General features: G+C 38.1%; 24 protein-coding genes. 15 read left to right on the top strand and 9 right to left on the bottom strand.

The window, feature by feature from the left end:
- Positions 1 to 151 precede the first annotated feature (151 nt).
- The 5 genes from D1B32_RS20540 to D1B32_RS20520 form a co-directional block, all read right to left on the bottom strand.
- Positions 152 to 1,030 (bottom strand): TetR/AcrR family transcriptional regulator, encoded by an 879-nt coding sequence (locus D1B32_RS20540; RefSeq protein WP_118890323.1) that lies wholly within the window; start codon positions 1,028 to 1,030, stop codon positions 152 to 154.
- A 442-nt stretch (positions 1,031 to 1,472) separates the two neighbouring features.
- The gene (gene aldA, locus D1B32_RS20535; protein WP_118890332.1) at positions 1,473 to 2,924 is read right to left on the bottom strand and encodes an aldehyde dehydrogenase; all 1,452 of its coding nucleotides are present in this window, start codon (positions 2,922 to 2,924) and stop codon (positions 1,473 to 1,475) included.
- A 396-nt stretch (positions 2,925 to 3,320) separates the two neighbouring features.
- Positions 3,321 to 3,587, bottom strand: a complete 267-nt coding sequence (locus tag D1B32_RS20530; protein WP_095313295.1) for a hypothetical protein — start codon at positions 3,585 to 3,587, stop codon at positions 3,321 to 3,323.
- Between the two features lie 284 nt (positions 3,588 to 3,871).
- A complete protein-coding gene (locus D1B32_RS20525) occupies positions 3,872 to 5,587 on the bottom strand; it encodes a GMC family oxidoreductase (RefSeq protein ID WP_118890322.1) in 1,716 nt (571 codons plus the stop codon).
- Positions 5,588 to 5,624: 37 nt separating this feature from the next.
- Positions 5,625 to 6,404 carry a gluconate 2-dehydrogenase subunit 3 family protein gene (locus tag D1B32_RS20520; protein ID WP_392391131.1) on the bottom strand — a complete coding sequence of 260 codons (780 nt, stop codon included), beginning with the start codon at positions 6,402 to 6,404 and terminating at the stop codon, positions 5,625 to 5,627.
- Positions 6,405 to 6,790: 386 nt separating this feature from the next.
- On the opposite strand from D1B32_RS20520, the gene D1B32_RS24530 reads away from it, so the two are divergent.
- Complete coding sequence (locus D1B32_RS24530) at positions 6,791 to 7,120, top strand: hypothetical protein (protein ID WP_316246670.1); 330 nt, start codon at positions 6,791 to 6,793, stop codon at positions 7,118 to 7,120.
- 72 nt (positions 7,121 to 7,192) lie between these two features.
- On the opposite strand, the gene D1B32_RS20510 is transcribed toward D1B32_RS24530, so the two are convergent.
- The 3 genes from D1B32_RS20510 to D1B32_RS20500 form a co-directional block, all read right to left on the bottom strand.
- Positions 7,193 to 7,909: an RluA family pseudouridine synthase gene (locus D1B32_RS20510; RefSeq protein WP_118890320.1), complete on the bottom strand. Its 717-nt coding sequence runs from the start codon at positions 7,907 to 7,909 to the stop codon at positions 7,193 to 7,195.
- Positions 7,910 to 8,187: 278 nt separating this feature from the next.
- Positions 8,188 to 9,330 (bottom strand): glycosyltransferase family 4 protein, encoded by a 1,143-nt coding sequence (locus D1B32_RS20505; RefSeq protein ID WP_118890319.1) that lies wholly within the window; start codon positions 9,328 to 9,330, stop codon positions 8,188 to 8,190.
- 59 nt (positions 9,331 to 9,389) lie between these two features.
- Entirely contained in the window at positions 9,390 to 9,932 is a 543-nt protein-coding gene (locus D1B32_RS20500; RefSeq protein ID WP_095313306.1) for a phosphatase PAP2 family protein, read from the bottom strand.
- Positions 9,933 to 10,247: 315 nt separating this feature from the next.
- On the opposite strand from D1B32_RS20500, the gene gvpQ reads away from it, so the two are divergent.
- The 11 genes from gvpQ (at position 10,248) to D1B32_RS20445 (ending at position 15,805) form a co-directional block, all read left to right on the top strand.
- Positions 10,248 to 10,817: a gas vesicle protein GvpQ gene (gene gvpQ, locus D1B32_RS20495; protein ID WP_118890318.1), complete on the top strand. Its 570-nt coding sequence runs from the start codon at positions 10,248 to 10,250 to the stop codon at positions 10,815 to 10,817.
- 52 nt (positions 10,818 to 10,869) lie between these two features.
- The gene (gene gvpA, locus D1B32_RS20490; RefSeq protein ID WP_095313309.1) at positions 10,870 to 11,145 is read left to right on the top strand and encodes a gas vesicle structural protein GvpA; all 276 of its coding nucleotides are present in this window, start codon (positions 10,870 to 10,872) and stop codon (positions 11,143 to 11,145) included.
- A gap of 77 nt (positions 11,146 to 11,222) precedes the next feature.
- A complete protein-coding gene (gene gvpO, locus D1B32_RS20485) occupies positions 11,223 to 11,498 on the top strand; it encodes a gas vesicle protein GvpO (protein WP_095313311.1) in 276 nt (91 codons plus the stop codon).
- Between the two features lie 19 nt (positions 11,499 to 11,517).
- Positions 11,518 to 12,432 carry a gas vesicle protein GvpN gene (gene gvpN, locus D1B32_RS20480; protein ID WP_118890317.1) on the top strand — a complete coding sequence of 305 codons (915 nt, stop codon included), beginning with the start codon at positions 11,518 to 11,520 and terminating at the stop codon, positions 12,430 to 12,432.
- Positions 12,433 to 12,437: 5 nt separating this feature from the next.
- A complete protein-coding gene (locus D1B32_RS20475) occupies positions 12,438 to 13,205 on the top strand; it encodes a GvpL/GvpF family gas vesicle protein (RefSeq protein ID WP_118890316.1) in 768 nt (255 codons plus the stop codon).
- Positions 13,202 to 13,459, top strand: a complete 258-nt coding sequence (locus D1B32_RS20470; protein ID WP_095313316.1) for a gas vesicle protein GvpG — start codon at positions 13,202 to 13,204, stop codon at positions 13,457 to 13,459. Before D1B32_RS20475 ends, D1B32_RS20470 begins: the two co-directional genes overlap by 4 nt.
- A 9-nt stretch (positions 13,460 to 13,468) precedes the next feature.
- Positions 13,469 to 14,272 (top strand): GvpL/GvpF family gas vesicle protein, encoded by an 804-nt coding sequence (locus D1B32_RS20465; protein WP_118890315.1) that lies wholly within the window; start codon positions 13,469 to 13,471, stop codon positions 14,270 to 14,272.
- Between the two features lie 14 nt (positions 14,273 to 14,286).
- Positions 14,287 to 14,535 carry a gas vesicle protein gene (locus D1B32_RS20460; protein WP_095313319.1) on the top strand — a complete coding sequence of 83 codons (249 nt, stop codon included), beginning with the start codon at positions 14,287 to 14,289 and terminating at the stop codon, positions 14,533 to 14,535.
- On the top strand, positions 14,525 to 14,845 hold the full coding sequence (locus tag D1B32_RS20455) for a gas vesicle protein K (protein WP_240033863.1): 321 nt from the start codon (positions 14,525 to 14,527) through the stop codon (positions 14,843 to 14,845). Before D1B32_RS20460 ends, D1B32_RS20455 begins: the two co-directional genes overlap by 11 nt.
- A 43-nt stretch (positions 14,846 to 14,888) precedes the next feature.
- A complete protein-coding gene (locus D1B32_RS20450; protein ID WP_118890314.1) occupies positions 14,889 to 15,209 on the top strand; it encodes a gas vesicle protein in 321 nt (106 codons plus the stop codon).
- A 32-nt stretch (positions 15,210 to 15,241) separates the two neighbouring features.
- The gene (locus tag D1B32_RS20445; protein WP_118890313.1) at positions 15,242 to 15,805 is read left to right on the top strand and encodes a YtxH domain-containing protein; all 564 of its coding nucleotides are present in this window, start codon (positions 15,242 to 15,244) and stop codon (positions 15,803 to 15,805) included.
- A gap of 205 nt (positions 15,806 to 16,010) precedes the next feature.
- Here D1B32_RS20445 and D1B32_RS20440 read toward each other — a convergent pair whose 3' ends face one another.
- The gene (locus D1B32_RS20440; protein ID WP_118890312.1) at positions 16,011 to 16,235 is read right to left on the bottom strand and encodes a KGG domain-containing protein; all 225 of its coding nucleotides are present in this window, start codon (positions 16,233 to 16,235) and stop codon (positions 16,011 to 16,013) included.
- Between the two features lie 590 nt (positions 16,236 to 16,825).
- On the opposite strand from D1B32_RS20440, the gene D1B32_RS20435 reads away from it, so the two are divergent.
- The 3 genes from D1B32_RS20435 to D1B32_RS20425 are packed head-to-tail and all read left to right on the top strand — an operon-like array spanning position 16,826 to position 20,353.
- Positions 16,826 to 17,821, top strand: coding sequence for a TAXI family TRAP transporter solute-binding subunit (locus tag D1B32_RS20435; protein ID WP_118890311.1), 996 nt, complete (start codon positions 16,826 to 16,828; stop codon positions 17,819 to 17,821).
- A gap of 19 nt (positions 17,822 to 17,840) precedes the next feature.
- Positions 17,841 to 18,350 carry a DUF1850 domain-containing protein gene (locus tag D1B32_RS20430; protein WP_095313328.1) on the top strand — a complete coding sequence of 170 codons (510 nt, stop codon included), beginning with the start codon at positions 17,841 to 17,843 and terminating at the stop codon, positions 18,348 to 18,350.
- Positions 18,347 to 20,353, top strand: coding sequence for a TRAP transporter permease (locus D1B32_RS20425; RefSeq protein WP_240033860.1), 2,007 nt, complete (start codon positions 18,347 to 18,349; stop codon positions 20,351 to 20,353). The genes D1B32_RS20430 and D1B32_RS20425 overlap by 4 nt, the downstream gene beginning before the upstream one ends.
- Positions 20,354 to 20,388: the final 35 nt, after the last annotated feature.

The raw sequence follows: 20,388 nt of genomic DNA, 5'->3' as shown, positions 1-20,388 counted from the left end.
CGAAATTTATAGAACAACCGCTTTAACATGTAACGGCGAATAGGAACTAACGTATAGTTTATGAATATCACTCATTTTTAAGCACCATGAATTCATAAAGATAAAAGGTCGGATTCTTTTAAACTATAGAATCCAACCATTTTTGTTTATTCTATAAACTGTCTAGTACTTGCCATGCCATTTTAACGATTTGACTTATTTCAAGCTCATAACTTGAGCCTTCAAAAACATGCTTCAGTGATAATAATACACTTTCCAGCAAAAAAAGACGCGGATTTTCTGACTGGAACTCCTTAAGCAAAAACTGAACATACTCATTATTTTTCGCTTTTTCTTCCTTTTCCAGCTTCTTAGTAAGGTTACTTAATCTAATAATTAATTGTTGCTTCATCTCCATATAATCCGTTGATAAACTGTCAATCGTTAAATCCAGCCAATTTTTTGGAAAAAAAGCTTTTTTATTTCCCTCACGAATGACAGGTTTCAATTGATCAAGCGCAAACTGAACAACCGTTTCGGTGGCCATTTCTGTATTCGCACCCAAATTCCAAACACGTATGATCTGATGAATGCAGCCAGTTAACATGACAGCATGATCTACCGCGTGGCGCGCCTCTTCTTCACCAAAAACATCAACCAGTCTTTTAGCAATCCAGTTCAATTCCTTTGTTTGGTTCTTTTTAAAGAATGCTTTTAAGTCATTATCATCTGAACATGCAACTGAACCAAAAATAGCCAGCAAATTGTGGTAACGGTTCATATCTAACCGAACAGCAATTTGTGATACGAGAACATTTTCGTCTGCTTTATTTTCGCCTTGCGCAAGTTCAATCCGTCTTCGCTCTGCTTTTTCGTTAACTGTTTCTAATATGGCAATCAAACATTCATTTTTTGAAGCAAAATAATTGTAAAACGTCCCTTTCGCAATTTGCGCTTCATCCAGAATGTCCTGGATCGATGTTTGGGCAAATCCATTTTCGGAAAACAATCGATGTGCTGCATCGGTTATTTGTTTTTTTCGCGGATTCATTATATCACCTTCTGTACCACTCGTCTATTTTATTTTACAACTAAAATCCTTTAATATCAACCACTTTTATTTAAAACGTTTAGACCAGATTATTTTTTAGACTTGAAGTATAAAAAATAATCCAGGAAATTGAAGTAATATGGTAACAGAATGATATTCTAATATATTGTTGTCACATCTATTTTTGTTAACCAAACAACCTCGTTAACTGCTGTATTAGGAGAGATTTAACGACGCTTTTAACACCTCCATTTGATAGATATTTTATTGAACAATAACGATTAACATATGTAAAACCTTTTAAAAATTTTGATGTCTAAGCAACCCTGAAAGACAATTTAACATTGATATAACAACAAAAATGGCATACGTCATTTCGTATGCCATTGCCATTTATCCATTATGCATTCTCAAAACAGAATAAAATTGTCCGAGTGTATTCCTACTGTTTATCCTTGTTATATTGCATGTAAACTACATGGGTGACAAGAAAATCTTCAATACCATGTTTTCCGTCTGTTCCGCCCAGGCCAGATTTTCTCATTCCTGCATGATACCCCTGTACCGCCTCAAAGTTTTCACGATTGACATATGTTTCACCGAATTTCAGCTCATTAATTACACGCATGGCTTCATTCATATCTTCTGTATAGACAGAAGAAGAAAGACCATAAACCGTATCATTACCTTTTTCGATTGCTTCATCAAGTGTTTGAAAGGTATCAATTGGGATAACAGGTCCAAAAATTTCCTCCTGCATAATATCGGATTCATGTGTCACATTCGTTAAGATTGTCGGCTTATAAAAATACCCATTGTCCTGATTTGCACGTTCACCGCCAATAACTACTTCAGCACCGTTCTCTTTCGCTTTTTGCACCATATCATCCACTGTTTTAAGCCGGTCACCGCTAATTAGCGGACCAATATCAGCTTCCTTGTTTTGCCGTGGATTATCAATTGTCTGACTTTCAAACCTTTCCTTCAATTTATTTATAAAGGTGTCCGCAATATCTTCCTGAACATAGATGCGTTCCGCGTTTGTACAGGCTTGGCCATTGTTGGCAAGGCGGGATGTCGTAATATTTTCAGCAGCTACGTCCAGATCTGCATGTTTCGTGACAATAGCAGGTGCTTTGCCACCTAATTCTAGATTTACTTTCGTAATATTGGATGCAGCTGCTTCCATTACCTTTGTCCCCGCTGCAATGCTGCCGGTCATGGATATCATCGCAACTTTTTCATGGCTTGCCAATGCATTCCCAACCTCTGAACCAGTACCAGTCACAACATTGTACACACCTTTAGGGATTTCCTTCATTTTATCAACTATCTTCGTAAATTCCATTGTTGTATTTGGTGTTTTCTGACTTGGCTTTAGAACAAGCGTACAGCCAGTGACAAGTGCTGATGCCACTTTTCTGGCAAGAATGAATACCGGGAAATTCCATGGTACAATACCAGCTACAACACCGATCGGCTTCTTATAAATATAGATATTTTCATTTGGACGATCGCTCGGAACAATGTCGCCCTCTATCCGACGTGCCCATTCCGACATATAGTGAAAATAGTCAATCGCCAGATCTACTTCACCTTGCGCAAGGTCGTAATTTTTACCTTGTTCCTCCTGAAGCAAATCAATAAAGGTATCACGTTTCTCCTGAATCGCGTCACCTAATTTACGTACGATTTTCCCGCGTTCAATGTTTGGTTTTAATTCCCAGGATTTTTGGGCATCAAAAGCTGCTTGGACAGCTCTATCCACATCTTTATCTGTACCTCTGGGAGCTTGAGAGATTACCTCTTCTGTAGCCGGATTGATAATATCCAGCCATTCGTTCCCTGTAGAGTCTGTATACTTACCTTCAATATAAAGTTGATGTTTTTTCATCATAACGAGCCTCCTTGCAATTTAATGGTGACTACCTATTAATGGATATTCCACTTATTTTTTGCAGTTAAACTAGTACAGTTTTTTAGATTTAAATATTGTTGAAATATAAAATTGAACCCTTTTAAAAGAAATGGATATCCTATATAACTACTACCGAAGGAGAGGAAAAAAGGCTTTACCTGTGCAGATCAAAAAAATACTGAAATTGAGCTAAGTAGGCGAAATTCGTACTGAATTAAATGAAACAAATGAAAACCCACAATTCCCCCCCTAAAATAAACGCTACCTTCACATTTCCACAGATTTCTAAAATGAATGGAATTGTGAAGGTATATTGAATAAATCCTATCAGCTGTTTCTCCTACAAGATAACTTTTATCTACTCCCAAAGCTTTACTCCGCACCTCTGTCACTGTCGAATTCTAGATCCTCTCCCTTTTGTAACTCTTGATCTGTTTGATCAGGATCTTCATCATGGATAAAGGATTTGTTTTCTTGATTCTCTTTATCCTCCAGGTTCGCATCATTTTCATAATGGGTTGGGTTATTCTTTACATCATTCTGCTGCTCATTCGAATCGTTATTATCAACGGTACAAGCTGATAATAAACTTAACGAAACCAAACTAGAAAAGATTAAAACTTTCCAATTGACTCTCATTATATGTACCACCTTACTTTTCATTTTTTAGAGGTTGTTCAAAAAGTCCTTTTAGTTAACATTAATATGTCCCTAAAATGACAATCATAGTCTTGAATCATTCATCCATTTATTTGATGATATTGTTGTTTTAAAGGAAAATACCTGCTCCACAATAGAAGGCAGGTATTTTAATCTCTTTATATAATGGAGAGGAATACTCCTACCTAAATATGAGAGCTTACTTAGGTGAGGTCAACTAACAAATAATCAATAGCAATGAAAGAAACCACGGATTAAAAAACTTAAACAAGAGAGCCGCCTTGCTTAAGGTACGTTTCAATTCCTTCTGCAGCTCTATAAGATAAAGCACCTAATGTACCAGTCGGATTGAAACAACTATTATGAGGAAATGCTGAAGCCCCGACGACAAATACATTTTCAGCATCCCACATCTGTTGATAAGAGTTAATTGCTGACGTTTCAGGTTCAGCACCCATAATAACGCCCCCAGTATTATGGGTGTTCGTATCGACGTTTACGTTGAAGGGTGCTTGTTCACCAACTGTATCTATATGATCTGGACCCATCTCTTCAGCGATCGATCTTGTAACTTTTGCCATGTACTTCACTAACGCTTTGTCTTGTTCTGTATAATCATACGTTATGCGCAATAACGGCATGCCGTATGCATCTTTATAAGTAGGATCCAAATCAATATAATTTTGCCGGTGAGGCATACTGGCACCTTGTGATTTGACCTGGAGGATGCTATTTGTGTACTTAATCGATTGTTCCTTAAATTCTTTTCCCCACGAAGGCGTTCCAATTGGCACGTTATTATTGGCAATTGGCCGGTTCCCGTATTGTGTAGAACGGATTCCTGCTCCGTGAATAAAGTTCTCATTCGCATGGTCGAAATTATCACCTGTGAATTCGGGAATTTCAATCCCCAATGCCCCAGCACCAGCATATAGATTAAATTCTCTATCATTATAAAATAAAGTAGAGTACCCGGAACTTACTTGGTAACAATAGTTTTTGCCAATAACACCTGTCCCGTCTGCTGGATTATACGGTTTACCGAGTCCAGAATTAAGCAGAAGTCTTGCATTATTAAATACATAGCTTGCGACGACCACTACTTCTGCAGGCTGTTCAAATTCCTCCCCGGTAAGTGCATCCACATAAATAACACCAGTAGCTTTCGTCCCATCATTTAAAATTCGCGTTACATTAGCATGTGTACGCAGGTCAAGGTTACCCGTTTCTTGTGCAACAGGCAGAACAGTTACAACCGGGTCCGCTTTTGCGCCATACTCACAACCAAAGTTTTCGCAGTACGCACAGTATTGACAAGCTGCACGTGCAATTCCATCTGGGTTTTCGTAATTCTCGGATAAATTCGCAGAAGGCATCATATAAGGTTTGTAACCAAGTTTTTTGGCTGCCTTTTCAAATTCCTCTAGTACGGGTGTTTTTAGCATTGGTTTGGTTGGATAAGGATTTGAACGGTGACCATATAATTCAACCGTCTCACCTGAAATACCGGACATTTTTTCAAAGGTATCGTAATATGGTTCTAACTCGTCATATGTAATGCCCCAATCCTGAAGTGGATAATCAGCTTTGATTTTGTTTTTCCCGTATCTTTCTTCCGTCATCGTTTTAATCTCAAAATCGTATGGAAGAAAACGATATGTTTGTCCATTCCAATGACTACCTGCGCCTCCAAGGCCATCCCCAACAATAAACGTACCATATTGGCGCATTGGGAGTGCTCTCATCTTGCTGTTATTACGATGTGTAACGGTTTCTTTGGATAAGTCTTGCATTAATTCTTCTCGATGCTGGAAGCGGAGTTCGTCATGGACCATAAGATAATCACTCATCTTCCTCTCTTTCCCTCGCTCGAGTCCGACGACTTTGATTCCAGCCTTTGTTAGTTCAGAGGCAATAATCCCCCCTGCCCAACCCATCCCAATGACAACAACAGGTTCTTTTGGTAATTTTGTAGCCATGTTTCTCAACCCTTTCTATTTTTGAACAACCTATTTCTTATGAATGTCCCATATGACTCTGGAGGCTGTTTGGTTCCAGTTCAACAAAATCCTTTTTTTGGATTTCATTGATATAACCCATTCTCGTACCAGGATACTTTCGCATTTCCCACCCCAGCATCTCTTTATTGCCACCATACATCGGATCTGCATAAACACCCTCCAGCGTTAACTGTCTGAGCAATTTGAAAAACTCAGTTGTAGAAACACCAGAAATCGAACCTGCTTTGCCTTCCTCAAAAGCAGCTAAAACGTCGTCTTGCTCTCCTGCCTCTAAGTCTAGAAACTGCCTTTCATAATTTTCGTTGCTGTAATTATCCAGTCTTTTTAAACCTAAGCGGAATAAATCTTGGCGTAATAGTTTGATTTGTTCACCTTGTGTTGGTTCAGGTTTATAAAATGGACCCAGCCGATAATCCTTTGCATTTACTCCCCATTGACTAGCAAGTTGATGATCAATATATATCGCAGCATTCAATTCCATAGCACCAGGGCCATTCTCACCCTCTGGAAAAATACGTTCGACCGCTGCATTTGTTGTTTGATATTCATCCGGGGTAAAAAACATTAAGGCAACATTTGGGTTAGCAACTTCAGCGACCGGCGGCGGAGTTTGTTCTGTTTGCACCTCCCCACCCCTTAAATTGCCAAGTAAGCCACCAAATGTCGCACCAATTGCAATCCCACCAACTGTTAATCCTGAATTTTTTAAAAAGGCACGTCTTGTACTATTTGTATTTGCTTGTTTTGTTATTTGATTGTTCTCCTTTTCCGTCACCATAACCCCTCCTAATATATAAAGAATAAGTAAATCCAACATATTTAGAGCTACACCATATTCTTATCTCAGATTGATAGTCTTTACGGCAAGTTCCCTTCATGATAAAGATTAAGAAAGTTTCTTTCTTATCTGCACACAACGTCAATGTGGATGTGTTTTATACTTTTTTCCATAATTATGTCCAAAACTCGAGGTGAATAAACTTAATGCTATACCGGTAAATGTTTTTTTTTGCAGGAATGTATATATTCATAACACTTCCTAATTTAGGTATAAAATGCATTGCCACTAATTTAAGATATGGTATCTAATTTCCCAAAGGTATAATATGAATTTAGATATCATGCACGATTTCCGTGCTGAAAAAAAGAAGATATAGATGGTTGAGGCGAACGAGTCTTATTGTTAAGGAAGAGGTCAAGGGAATTTATCAAATTATCGAAATTTTAGATGGTCTCGCTATCGAAATAGCAACAAAAAATGCCAAGGAAGAGGAAGTGATTCCGAAGGAGAGTATTCGGGTATTGGCGGCAGAAACTTCTCAGGCAGAGAAGGAAGTAATGACGTCGCCATTCAAACTGCACTCTTTACTAAAAAAGGATGCGAGCGAATCATTCGATTTGCATTTGACCTTGCCAGGACTCATAATACGGCTGAAATTACAGATGCAATTATTAAGAATTGAAGTAAGAGTAAGATTGAGGTGTGAATAAAAGTCTAACTTTTTTGTGCAAAATAAGTATTTTATCATGCGCTGGAATCTATTCCAGCGCGATTATTGTGTTTTAGTAGATTGCTAAATTCAAATTACCCTTTCCTTTATGAATATCTTTCCAAACACTCCACGGATAACGCTCTTCTGGCGGAGGGCAATGAACCTCTATCATTTCTTTTTTTACCGGATGCTCGAATCGTAATAAATTTGCCCATAGCGCGATTTGCTGTCCAGGTCGGTTAACCTTTTGTCCATATTTTTGATCACCAAATATTGGGGTTCCATTAGCAGATAGCTGAACACGTATTTGATGCGGCCTTCCTGTATGGAGCTGAACGGACAACAAACTTAAATCTTCTGTCCTTGCGATCATTTTATAATCAAGCACCGCTTTCTTAGCCTTTTCGTGATTGGCTGTTACCGTATAAACTTTGTTTTTACGAGTGTTTTTGAAGAGATAATGCTCCAATTTTGTCTCTGCTTGTATCGGCACCCCTCTTACAACAGCCATATATTTTCGTTCGATTGCTTGTCTCCGAACTAAATCCGACATTCGTGAAGCTGCTTTGGAGGTTTTAGCGAAAACCATCGTTCCACCAACTGGGCGATCCAAACGATGCACTAATCCAAGAAAAACATTTCCTGGTTTTTGATATCTAATTTTTAGGTCCTGTTTCAGCATCGACAAGAAGTCATTATCCCCTGTTCTATCTGCTTGCACCGGGATATTTACTGGCTTTTCTACAAGCAACAGATGATTATCCTCATATAAAACTGAAATTTCCACACATACCAATACTCCTTAACCCATGATGTTTCACATTCTAATTTTCATTTATCAAGAGACGACGAATTGATCACCCCAATTAAAACAATTAACCTACTACTCTAGTATGGTTCAATTCGAATGTCAAGGGTGGCAGTTTAAATTGGTTCTGAACAACTGTCAGCTTCTGAGCGTTTATCTCATGAAAAGAAAAAAGAGGCTAAACTCATCATGTATGAATTCAGCCTCTGATCCAGTATTTCGTTTTAATACAAAAACTGGGCACATTACCTATACTGTTAAGCAAGCACTCTATAACCAGCTTCCTGTACCACTTGTTCATACTCTTCTAAAAGCCCATCAAAAATCGCATCCCAAGCTTGCGTTTTCGCATATTTTTTTACCTCTAATCGCATTGTTTCTCTCTCCACCCGATTGGAAAGCATACGAATGATCGCTTCCGTAAAAGCATCATTATCCTTCTCTTCACATAAAATTCCTGTTACGCCATCCTTAATAATGGTTCGAACGCCACCAGCATTAACACCAATTACGGGTGTTCCGCATGCCATCGATTCTAGTACAACATTGCCGAAGGTTTCTGTGGCAGAAGGAAAAACAAATAAATTCGCCGCTGCATAAATTTCTGCTAAATCCTCTCCAGTTATATAGCCTGCAAACGTCATGTTTGTCGAGGCAGTCTGTTCCATTTCATCTTTTAATGGTCCGTCACCCACTATTAGCCAGTGAACATTATCGATTCCTTTTTGAAGCAGCTTTTTATTAATGTCTGGCAGTAAGTTAACATCTTTTTCTGGTGAAATTCTTCCAACATATAGCAGAATGTATTTTTCTTTAATCTGATATGCATCTCTAACACGCTGCTCATTATAGTTACTATGATACGTTGATATATCTACACCGCGAGACCAAATCGATAAATTTGTAAATCCACGCTTTTGTAATTGTTCTTTTGTATCTGTTGAAGGAACAAAAATTTTCTTTAACGGGCGATGAAACCAGTGCATATATTTCCAAAGTACCCTTGATAAAAATTGCATATCATAATAGGCCAAGTATTTATCAAAATCGGTATGGTAGGATCCTACAACCGGGATGTTTAACTTTTTCGCGTAATGCAGTCCACAAAGCCCCATATTAAATGGAGTAGCAACATGAATAATATCAGGCTGAAATAGCTGTAATTCCTCTCTTACATTTGACATTTTCGGCAATGCTAATCGACATTCTTGATATAGAAAAAAAGGTAAACTAAGAAAACGATGAACATTACTTGAATATAAGTCTTCATTCGAACTTTTAGGTGCAAACACGCGGTATTCAATTCCTTGTTCATCTAGATATTCGGTTAAGCGTTTTAACGTTTTAGCGACCCCATTCACTTCTGGTGCAAAGGTATCTGTAAAAATAGCAATTTTCAAGCCCATCCACCCCACATTAAGTTTTTAAAAATTAACATGTAAATAGGTATAAACGACTTTTATGACAAGATAAGCATACGAATAAAAGAAAGTGATAACATGCCTACTGTTGTCCCAAATAAACACCCTACAAGTACATCTGTAGGATAATGAAGCCCTAAATAAATCCGCGATAATCCAACAGCAATGCCCAATGGCAGTAAAACGGTGGTCATTATAGGATAATAAAATATAAATGGAATTATGATTGCAAATATTGCTGTTGTATGTCCTGAAGGAAAGGAGTGATCCTGTAATGGATTTTCCATAACATGTATTTTTTCTAAGCTTACATATGGTCTTTTGCGAGGAAACAGCTTTTTTAGAAGTGCAACTGGAAGATGACTAAGTGTTAAAGCTACTGCACTAGCAATCGCAAGTAATTGAATCGTTCCAGAGGTGAAAAGCATTAGAATTAGTACGGTGGCTATCGTAAACCTTGCACCACCAAAATGCGTAACCGTTCGAAAAAAGGTGTTCACATACTTTCTTTCAAAGTATTGGTTTAACAAACGAAACAAGTGAATTTCAGTTGTATAAAACCAATTTAAGAACTTGACCATTCTGTTTATCCCTCCATTAATTTATTCGTACCCTCATATCCATTTTAATGAATGAATATTTAGTCAATAATAATTTAATGTAAATTTATTTATATTTATAGGACAGATTTGCAGGACTTCATAATTTTAATACAAATGTAATTTTTGTAATTCTAGCTCCCATATAAAGCAGTATGCTTCAATTCTTTCATACCTCTATTGTTACAATCCTCCCATTTTCCGATACCAAGTTAAAATTACCGAGTTTCTTATACGTATGGAAGGGTATTTAATTGCAAAGCCAATACAATTTGGCCCCTGCTAAGGAGGTTTTCTATGGAAACACCGAAGAAAATAATCGAAAAACCCGGTGTACAAGCTTCATTTATTGCTGGTGGGATTACTTTTTTAGCTACTACTGCACCTTTTTTACTCCCTAAAGTAAGAAAAGGGATTCGCATTGCAATGCCAAAAGTAAAAAACATAATCAAACGAGCAGACGATCCGACGGAAATCAAGCAAGCAGTAAAATCAGAAATGAAAGACGAAATGGCTGAACAATTCCGTAATAAGCTAACAGAAGGCATTCAATCCAAAGCGCATAAAGCTGCAGAAAAGCTGAAGAAAAAGAAAGATGAAAATGCAAAAAAGATTCATGCTAATGCAGAAAAAGCAGAAAACAAAATGCAGCATGCGCTCTTACAGGTGAAGGAAAAAGTAGCTGGTGCCAAAGAAACTGGACAGAAATTCCAGAGCAAATTAAGAAAAAGGACAGGATCAGACTCAAGTATTCGTGGTGTGAATCACATCAAGGGTGTAAGTCATATAAAAAGTGCTGCATCTATTAAAAGCTCTACGAAAATTAAAGGTCCAAGAAGTATTAAACATTATGCAGACGTTAAATAATGCAAAGCTTAATCGTAAGTAAATTCAACATCCAGAAAGGAGCATGTTATAAATGGCTATTCAAAAGTCAACCGATAGTTCAAGTTTAGCAGAGGTAATTGACCGCATATTAGATAAAGGGATTGTAATTGATGCTTTCGCAAGGGTTTCCGTAGTAGGGATTGAATTAATTACCATTGAGGCACGAGTTGTTATTGCGAGTGTCGATACATGGTTACGATATGCAGAGGCCGTTGGTTTATTGCAAGATGACTTTGAAGAAGATGGTCTCTCAGATCGTTTATCTGCACGCGGAGATAGTTTGGAGTATCAAGAGGAAGAAGCATAACGTTTAACTTACAAACTGGAATTAGAATATCGTACATGTTCTAATTCCAGTCATACTTACAACAACAATATAAGGAAGTGAAACATATGAAAATAATGGAGGAAGTAAAGCAGTTTTTTAACGATAATATCGCCCCTCCACATAAAATAATTTCTGTGAAAAAACAAGAAGAAAATGGCGAGAGCAGCTGGCGGGCATTAGTAGAAGTCATCGAGGAAAAAGAATATATGAAAAAATATGCCAATGACCAAATGATTGGATTATACGAAGTTTTTCTCGATACGGAATCCGAGGTTACCGGATTTTCAAGAATCAGTCTTCGGTTCCGAAGTGATTTAGAGGAACAGGCTTAGGTGAACGGGAGGATTAAACATGACCGATGACACAGAGACAAGCCAAACTAGCTTATATGAACATTCAGCTTACTACAAAGGGATTATTAAACGGTCATTACGATATCTGGATACCGGCTATCCCCTCCATTTCACTGGTCCTTCGGGAATTGGCAAAACAACACTCGCTCTTCATATAGCGAAACAGAGAAAACGTCCCGTCATGTTGATCAATGGAAATAAAGATCTCTCAACAGAAGATTTTATTGGTGCTTTTACAGGTTATAAACGCAGAAAATTAAAGGATAATTATGTTCGAAGCGTTCATAAAATCGAAGAAAATGTTACCGAATCCTGGTCAGACGGTCGGTTACTGGAAGCAGTGAAAAAAGGTTACACACTTGTATATGATGAATTTACACGTTCCAAGCCAGAGATTAATAATATATTTTTACCTATTCTGGAAGAGAAGATTTTACCTCTCTATGGAACCAAGCAAAAAAGATCCTTTATAAAAGTTCACCCGGATTTCTCCGTTATCTTTACTAGTAATCCTGTAGAATATGCTGGTGTCTATAAAACCCAGGATGCTCTGCTGGACCGGATGGTAACACTGACACTTGGTTCGTTGGAAAAAGAAGCTGAAATTACAGCCGTAATCAATAAAACAGAGATTGAGCGGGAAAAAGCACAAGCAATCGTTGAATTTATGATGAAAATCAGGAAACTTTGTCATACGAGTCAAGATTTTCAAGGGCCTTCATTAAGAGCATCCATCATGATAGCTGAATTAGCAAAACGGTATGACATACCAATTAACGGTTCAAATGAAGAGTTTAATCAGTTGTGTTTTGACATTACATGGTTCCCTCTTCAGGCATGTATGGAAGACAAGCATAAACAACGGGCGAAAAGGCAACTCGTACAAGAATGCAAAAAAATTACGTTAGGGTGAATGAGATGAGTGAAGAGCAAGGAATATATGTTTTTTGTGGTATTCAGACAAATAATGAAACAACGTTTGGAACCATTCATTTTGAAGGACAAGAAAGAGAGATTTACACCGTTCATTATAAAGACGCAGCAATGGTTGTCACACGAGCTCCTATGAAAATCTATCATCCTAGTAAAGAAAATCTAATGATGCATCAAGAAGTGCTTTCAAGGGTAATGGAAACAATGGACACAGTCGTACCAATTAGTTTTGGAAATTTATTTCAAACCGAAGAAGATGTCATCGCCTTAGCTGAAAGCCTCTACCCTCAGTTGTTGAAGATTTTCCCTCAAATTAAAGGGAAAATCGAGGTTGGTTTAAAGGTTGTCGGCAAGAAAGATTGGCTAGAGAAAAACATCATGCAAAATGATGATGTTATGAAGAAAAAACAGGTAGTTCGTTCCAAATCTGAGGCTGCCGGATACTTTGATCGGATTCAACTTGGGGAGATGGCGAAGAACTTCTTTCAATTGCTGCAGAATGAAATCAAATCAGAAATACATGATTCATTAGTACCTCTTGCTGAAGCGAATGAAATCAATGATCCAATCGGTGAAAAAATGCTTCTTAATGCAGCATACCTGATAGACCGTGATAAAGAGGCAGAATTCGATGAACATGTAAATAAACTTCATGATAGATGGCAGGATAAAGTGGAATTTAAATATACAGGACCATGGCCAGCGTATAACTTTATCAATATTAAATTGAAAATAGAGGAACCCTCGACATGATTCAAAAAATCTTCACTTCGCCGATAAACTTAATTGTAAAAATTGGGGAAAAGGTTCAAGAAGAAGTGGAAAAAGAGCTATACGATCTGGAACATATCCAAAAGAAATTGATTCACCTGCAGATGATGTATGAGCTTGAAGAAATTGATGAGGATTCTTACAAGCAATCAGAGAAAGAACTGTTAATACGTTATGAGATTGCTAAAAAACGAGAAATGGAACAAATAAATGAGTTAACAAAACGAAAAAAGTGAGGATGGAATATGGAGAAATTAATCTATCTATATGGAATTATACCAGCTGGCGGAATAGATGCGGCTCCCCTTCCCTCTCTTAAAGGGTTAGATGAGAAGTCGCAGATTTATAGACTTCCATTCGAAAATGTCGAAGCAATTGTCTGTGAGCTAGATCCAGTGGAATACAGTGAAGAGGAGCTCGAAAAAAAAACAAATGATGTAAACTGGCTCCATCAGAAAGCATTTCATCATCACGAAACATTGATGAAACTGTATGAGCGATATCCCATCATACCGATGAAATTCTGTACCATCTATTCTGGTCTGGAAAGTCTAAAAAACACAATCAATACCCATCAAAAGCGTATGCTTCAATTACTTGATAACATCGCTGATAAAGAAGAATGGATATTAAAACTCTATTGTGAGCGAGATAAAATAAAAGAAATAGTGGCGTGTAATAATGAAACAATAGAATCTAAAAAAGAAAAAATTGCTGCCATGTCACCAGGTCGACAATACTTGGAAAAAAGAAGGCTTGATCAACTAATTGATCAAGAGACAGAGAAAGAAACACATGTCTTTTCAGAAACGATTCATGAGAAACTAGCAGCATTAAGCGTCGACCACGAAGTGAAAAGAAATTGGAATAAGGATGTAACTGGCCGTCAAGAGGAAATGTGCTGGAATAGTGTCTATATGGTGGATAAATCCGAAATAACCAACTTTAAATCTAGCATTAAAGAGCTACAGGACAAATGGGCAGAATCAGGTTGGTACTTCGAGGTTACAGGACCATGGCCATCCTACCATTTTGCCAGAATTAGCTAGTTTGGAGGATACACATGGAATTGGAAAATAAAGAGGTTGGTCTTATTGATATACTCGATGTAGTTCTGGATAAAGGTGTAGCAATTAAAGGAGACCTCATCCTCTCTATCGCTGGAATCGATTTAGTCTATCTTGATTTGCGCGTATTGATTTCATCGGTTGAAACACTAATTGAGTCGAATAAGGAAACTGCTGAAAAATTATCATCAAAACAATTTGATTATGAAAAGGAGGAGTTGGATCGTGTCATCCATCAATCTTAATAATCAACCAGCATCTCTAGCAGGTCTTGACCATCGACCAGAAAAAAGCGGACGAATTGAACTTGACCCAGAAGGTGCTGAAGAAGGTCTTGCCCAGCTCGTCCTTACCGTCATCGAGCTATTACGTCAACTTGTGGAAAGACAAGCAATTCGCCGCGTGGACGGAGGGAATCTGACGGAAGAGGAAATTGAAAAACTCGGTGTAGCGTTAATGAATTTAGATATGAAAATGGAAGAATTAAAAGAAATTTTTAATTTTACAGATGAAGATTTGAACATTGATTTGGGTCCATTAGGAAATTTACTATAGGTTGAATGAAGATTGAAACAGGATTTCACAGGGAGGGTAAGACATGGCTAATGGAAACTCCCCACAAACAACTGGTGGGTCCAGTAATTTGGTTGACGTTCTCGAAACAGTATTGGATAAAGGGGTTGTCATTGCGGGAGATATACGGGTAGGAATTGCAGATGTGGAACTGCTTTCCATCAAAATCAGATTAATTGTCGCATCCGTTGATAAAGCAAAAGAGATTGGAATGGACTGGTGGGAAACAGACCCATACCTAAACTCGCAAGCAGCGTTGCAGGAACAGGATAAATTAAAAGAGGAAAATCAAAAGTTACTCGAGCGATTGGAAAAATTGGAAGGTAAACTGTCTAGCGATAGCTAGCAAATCAAAAAATTTACTAGGAGGAATAAATCATGACTGAACAAAACAAACAGGATACTCAAGATAATAGCAAGGAATCTGATAAAGTTTATACAAAAAAAGATGTTATAAGAGGTGGTATTATCGGTTGGGGAATCGGTGTTGCTACCACCCTATTACTCGCTCCGAAGTCCGGAAAAGAGCTGCGCGGAGATATTACCTATCAAGTAGGCTCTGCTAAAGATAAGGCAGTAGATAAATCACGTGAAATCAGTGATTCAGCAATGGATAAATATGCTGCTATCAAAGAAAATGCCACCAATAAAACAATAGAGCTAAAGGATAAGCTTAATCCTGCAAAGAATACGTCGCCCAATGAAGCTAAATCGGATGAAGAAGATCCAAAAAACAATTCTGAATCACAATCTAATAGAACAAAAGAGAAACAAAATCCAAAGGATGAGCAGAAGGACAAACAAAACCCGTCTGCAAGTTCAAATAAGAAAACAGAAGCTAATTCAAAAGCCGGTTCTTCCAGCGCTAGAAGAACAGCTGCAAAAAGAAGTTCAGGCACTACTCCAAAGACACGTGCCAAAACAGCTTCAGCTTCAAAATAATAAAGGTTACTAAAACGTAAAGAGTAAGAAAAGGCAGCCAACTATTGCGGTTCCCTTATAGATCAGAGACTCATAAAGCCCGGGACAGTCATTCGACCTCCACTTTGTGAGTCTCTGTTTTGCTATGCGAGCTTACATCGTAAATAGACAAAAAGGAAAGGGTAGATCCCCTCTCCTTCTTTACCATACATATTAAAGTTTTTAGTTATGAATTGTTGCTGTTGTTATTGTTCCGTTGACGCGCACGTGCATTGCCGCCCTTTTCTCCAATTTCTTCAAAAAATTCCTGGTCATGATTCTTAGCGGTTGCTTCGCCGCCTTTTTGACCTATTTCTTCATAGAATTCCTGGTCATGATTTCTTGCGGTTGCTTTACCGCCTTTTTTGCCAGCTTGTTCACGAGACATCTTACCATTATTGTTCTTAGCCATGTTAATAGCTCCTTTCAATAGTTGATATTTTTGCTCGTACAGTAATTGTATTCCACGTAGTCTATTACCTAAACATGAATAACAGTTTTTAATGGGCTTGTATTCCAATTGTAATGTTCTTATTACATCTGTTCATTTCTATACCTGCATTCAAATGATTTACAGTAGCTAACTCTTATTCTTTTCTTTTAATTTCTATTTTCAAAAATGATTTAAACACTGGATGTCTCCCCGTTAAGCTCTCCATCCATAATCATGATGTTCTAATATTGAAAGAAAAACATAACATATAATTATCAACAAAATATATAATACAAGCTGCCTAATCTGTCAGTTCTTCTTTCCGAAGTCTTCCCACAGATAAGATCCAGTTCAAAGACTTTTTATAGTCTTCTTTGAACTGGACTTTTTATTTAGAGTAAAAAAATTATTGTTTAAATTCATACATGATTTGAAAGTTTTTCAAATGAAAGCATAGAGTCTAAACATAGGAGGTGTATAACTATTTCCAGTATCCATATTTTACTAGACACATTGTTGTACGATGATTGTTTCTTAAGTAAAGCTACTTAACCATTGGAGGTATTTTAATGAAAAAAATTTTATCCATCTTCGTGTTCGTATCCATATTTATGATAATTGCCGCGTGTAATAATACTAGTAATTCTGGTCCTGCTGGCGAAAGCGGAAATGCTGAAGATGTATTAGACGGTGAGTTTATTACGATTCTTACAGGTGGTTCATCTGGTGTGTACTACCCGCTAGGAGGAACATTAGCGAATATCTTCCAAGATTTAGGTGCTAATGCGAACAGCCAATCTACAGCAGCGTCTACAGCAAACGCAACAACCCTTAACCAAGGAAATGCAGAAATCGGATTTTCGATGGGAGATGCAGCTCAGGATGCTTATGAAGGAGTTGCTAGCGCTACAGAAATAGGTGCTCAGGAAAACATCCGTACACTTGCCTCCCTCTATCCGAATTATTTACAAATTGTAGCGACTGAAAGCTCTGGCATTAAAACAGTTGAAGATTTAGCTGGAAAAAGAGTTGCTGTTGGTGCGCCTGCATCTGGAACAGAAATCAGTGCGCAACGTGTGCTGGAGGCATACGGAATGACATACGATGACATCAACGCCGATTTTCTTTCCTTTTCTGAAGGAGTCGAAGGGATTCAAAATGGAAATATCGATGCAGTCGTTATTTCTTCTGGATTGCCAAATGCCGGTGTGCTCGAGCTTCAGACAACACAGGATGTTGTAATTGTAGAAATTGCTGAAGATATCATTCTCGGAATGCAAGAAGACTATCCTTCCTTTTTTCCAACGACTGTACCAAAGGATATATATGATATGGAGGAAGATGTATCAACCATAGGTGTTAACAATGTTTTGTTGACACATAGTGAAGTTTCAGATGATATGGCCTACGCAATGGCTAAAGCTATATTTGATAACCTTGATCAATTACAGAACACACATAATGCGGCTAACGATATCACATTAGAGAATGCATTACAAAACCTGCCAGCACCACTCCATCCTGGTGCAGCTAAATATTTTGAAGAACAAGGGATAACAGAATAAAAGCGGAAGTTTTGGCTAAATGATTAAAAAAATAACGCTGATACTTGCTATTCTGCTGGTTGGATTCGGGATCAGCGTGATTCCCGTCCAATCAGGTATTTTATTAACGGATGGAGAAGAAAATCCATTACTTTTTCTGCCTTGGGATTCGGATAAATTAACAATCGGGTGGAGACATTCTGTTGAATTGACACCTTGGAAGGAAACATATCGAATAATCGAAAATGGAAATCTAAGTCTTGAGTCTACATTGTACAAGTCTTATGGGGCAGGGACTCCAGATACAGATGGTAAAGTAGAATTTCTTCCGAATGGATTTATCCAAGTTACTGGAATAGATCGGGTTATACCCCATTATTCCCTGTTCTATGTCGCGATTTCAAACTATTATCTCGAAAACAATGAACAAAGGTATCCGTTATCCGACTACGTTCCGGAAGACATAAATATCCAAATCCACTATGAACAAATACAAGTCTATAAATGGCTACTGTTAAGGATATTCAATAAGGAGGTATCCCTCAGGTGAGTAATTCCATTAAAAAAAATGAAAAGTCACTAGAAGAGCTTGCGGAAAAGGACGTGCAAGGAATCATTCGTGAAGAATTATCAGAAGAAGAAAAACAAAAGATTGTTGAAAAATACGATTCAGAAGCCAGGTTCCGAAAATTGAATATACCTTGGATGGCCAGGCTTGTTATGATTATCTCAGTTTCCTTGGCCCTATTCCACTTGATTACTTCATTTACAGGACCCTTAGTTACACTACAACACCGCGCATTACATACGGGAGTAGTAATGGCTCTTGTATTTTTACTGTATCCCTCACGTAAAAATGCACCACAGACTCGTGCAACAATCATTGACTTTTTGCTTGCTATCCTATCGATTGCAACCATCGTTTATATTTTCACCGATTATATGGGGATTGTAAATCGAGCTGGATTGCCAAGCCAAAACGATATTATCTTCAGTTTACTAATGGTTCTGCTTGTCCTTGAAGGTGGACGGCGAGTAGTTGGGAATGGACTGACCGTTCTTTGCACCTTGTTCCTCTTGTATGCCTATTTCGGTCCATATCTCCCTAGAGTAGTTGCCCATCGCGGATACCAAATAGACGACATTGCTTCTTACTTGTATTTAACAACAGAAGGTATATTCGGGACTGCAATAGGTGTTTCTGCTACCTATATTTTCTTATTTATCTTGTTTGGAGCATTTTTAAATCGCACCGGAATGGGACAATTATTTAATGATTCCGCAATGGCTATTTCTGGACATACTGCCGGAGGTCCCGCGAAGGTTGCCGTTGTTTCAAGTGGTTTTCTTGGTTCTATTAATGGTTCTGCCATTGCGAATGTCGTAACGACAGGTTCGTTTACGATCCCACTAATGAAGAAAACCGGATATTCCAAAAATTTTGCAGGAGCTGTGGAGGCAGCAGCCTCTGTTGGTGGTCAGATACTTCCACCGGTAATGGGAGCGACTGCCTTTATTATGGCAGAAACGTTAGGGATGCCATACGCACAAATTGCTATCGCAGCCATTATCCCTGGGATCTTATATTACATGGGCGTTCTTACAGTTGTTCATTTACGCGCCAAAAAACTTGGCTTAAAAGGATTATCCCGAAAAGAGCTTCCGAGAATGAAAGATGTTTTAAAAGAACGAGGACATTTGCTCATTCCACTTATTATCCTCATTTATATGTTATTTGGTGGGTTTACACCCATTTACGCTGCAGCATGGGCAATCATTTCGACTGTAGTCATTTCTTTACTAAGAGCAACAACGCGAATGAATCTGAAAGGCCTTTTTCGAGCGCTGGAAGATGGAACACGCAGTGCACTTGGTGTTGCGATGGCCTGTGCGATGGTCGGAATTATTGTAGGTGTAGCCTCTTTAACAGGATTTGGCTTAAAAATGACCTCGGCAATTCTTATTCTTGGTAACGACACACTTATTTTGACATTATTCTTTACGATGATTGCGTCCATCATTCTGGGAATGGGGCTACCTTCTATACCTACGTACATTATTACGTCCTCCATGGCAGCACCAGCGTTGGTACAGTTCGGTGTCGAGCCTTTTGTATCACATATGTTTGTTTTTTATTTCGGTATTTTGGCAAACTTAACCCCTCCTGTAGCCCTAGCAGCATTTGCCGGCGCAGGACTGGCAGGTGGAGAACCAAATAAAACTGGATTCATATCACTGAAACTCGCAGCTGCTGGGATTCTCGTACCCTATGTATTCGTTTATTCGCCTGAGATGCTGATGCAAGATGCTGACGCTTTAAGTATCCTATTGATTGCGATTACAGCAATTATTGGGGTTATGGCATTAGCTATCGCACTAGAAGGATACTTGCTGGAAAATTTAAATTGGGTATTAAGGGTGATTTCAGCAATAGCTGCTGTCGTATTGGTAATACCGGGGATGTTGTCTGATGCTATCGGTATCGTTTTATTCGCAATTGTCATTGCCACTCAAATTATCAAAAGAAAAAGGATGACACAAGCAGAAGCTTAGTTTGCCCAGAATGATGATGAGGTCAAATTATTTTA

The sequence above is a fragment of the Oceanobacillus profundus genome, assembly GCF_003515705.1.
Taxonomy (GTDB): domain Bacteria; phylum Bacillota; class Bacilli; order Bacillales; family Amphibacillaceae; genus Oceanobacillus; species Oceanobacillus profundus.
This window is presented reverse-complemented; position numbering and strand designations above follow the sequence as displayed.

What these genes read in the sequence shown, in the direction of transcription:
- D1B32_RS20540 (WP_118890323.1), bottom strand. Translation starts at nt 1,030, where the DNA reads ATGAATCCGCGAAAAAAACAAATAACCGATGCAGCACATCGATTGTTT.
- aldA (WP_118890332.1), bottom strand. Translation starts at nt 2,924, where the DNA reads ATGAAAAAACATCAACTTTATATTGAAGGTAAGTATACAGACTCTACA.
- D1B32_RS20530 (WP_095313295.1), bottom strand. Translation starts at nt 3,587, where the DNA reads ATGAGAGTCAATTGGAAAGTTTTAATCTTTTCTAGTTTGGTTTCGTTA.
- D1B32_RS20525 (WP_118890322.1), bottom strand. Translation starts at nt 5,587, where the DNA reads ATGGCTACAAAATTACCAAAAGAACCTGTTGTTGTCATTGGGATGGGT.
- D1B32_RS20500 (WP_095313306.1), bottom strand. Translation starts at nt 9,932, where the DNA reads ATGGTCAAGTTCTTAAATTGGTTTTATACAACTGAAATTCACTTGTTT.
- gvpQ (WP_118890318.1), top strand. Translation starts at nt 10,248, where the DNA reads ATGGAAACACCGAAGAAAATAATCGAAAAACCCGGTGTACAAGCTTCA.
- gvpA (WP_095313309.1), top strand. Translation starts at nt 10,870, where the DNA reads ATGGCTATTCAAAAGTCAACCGATAGTTCAAGTTTAGCAGAGGTAATT.
- gvpN (WP_118890317.1), top strand. Translation starts at nt 11,518, where the DNA reads ATGACCGATGACACAGAGACAAGCCAAACTAGCTTATATGAACATTCA.
- D1B32_RS20475 (WP_118890316.1), top strand. Translation starts at nt 12,438, where the DNA reads ATGAGTGAAGAGCAAGGAATATATGTTTTTTGTGGTATTCAGACAAAT.
- D1B32_RS20470 (WP_095313316.1), top strand. Translation starts at nt 13,202, where the DNA reads ATGATTCAAAAAATCTTCACTTCGCCGATAAACTTAATTGTAAAAATT.
- D1B32_RS20465 (WP_118890315.1), top strand. Translation starts at nt 13,469, where the DNA reads ATGGAGAAATTAATCTATCTATATGGAATTATACCAGCTGGCGGAATA.
- D1B32_RS20460 (WP_095313319.1), top strand. Translation starts at nt 14,287, where the DNA reads ATGGAATTGGAAAATAAAGAGGTTGGTCTTATTGATATACTCGATGTA.
- D1B32_RS20450 (WP_118890314.1), top strand. Translation starts at nt 14,889, where the DNA reads ATGGCTAATGGAAACTCCCCACAAACAACTGGTGGGTCCAGTAATTTG.
- D1B32_RS20445 (WP_118890313.1), top strand. Translation starts at nt 15,242, where the DNA reads ATGACTGAACAAAACAAACAGGATACTCAAGATAATAGCAAGGAATCT.
- D1B32_RS20440 (WP_118890312.1), bottom strand. Translation starts at nt 16,235, where the DNA reads ATGGCTAAGAACAATAATGGTAAGATGTCTCGTGAACAAGCTGGCAAA.
- D1B32_RS20435 (WP_118890311.1), top strand. Translation starts at nt 16,826, where the DNA reads ATGAAAAAAATTTTATCCATCTTCGTGTTCGTATCCATATTTATGATA.
- D1B32_RS20430 (WP_095313328.1), top strand. Translation starts at nt 17,841, where the DNA reads ATGATTAAAAAAATAACGCTGATACTTGCTATTCTGCTGGTTGGATTC.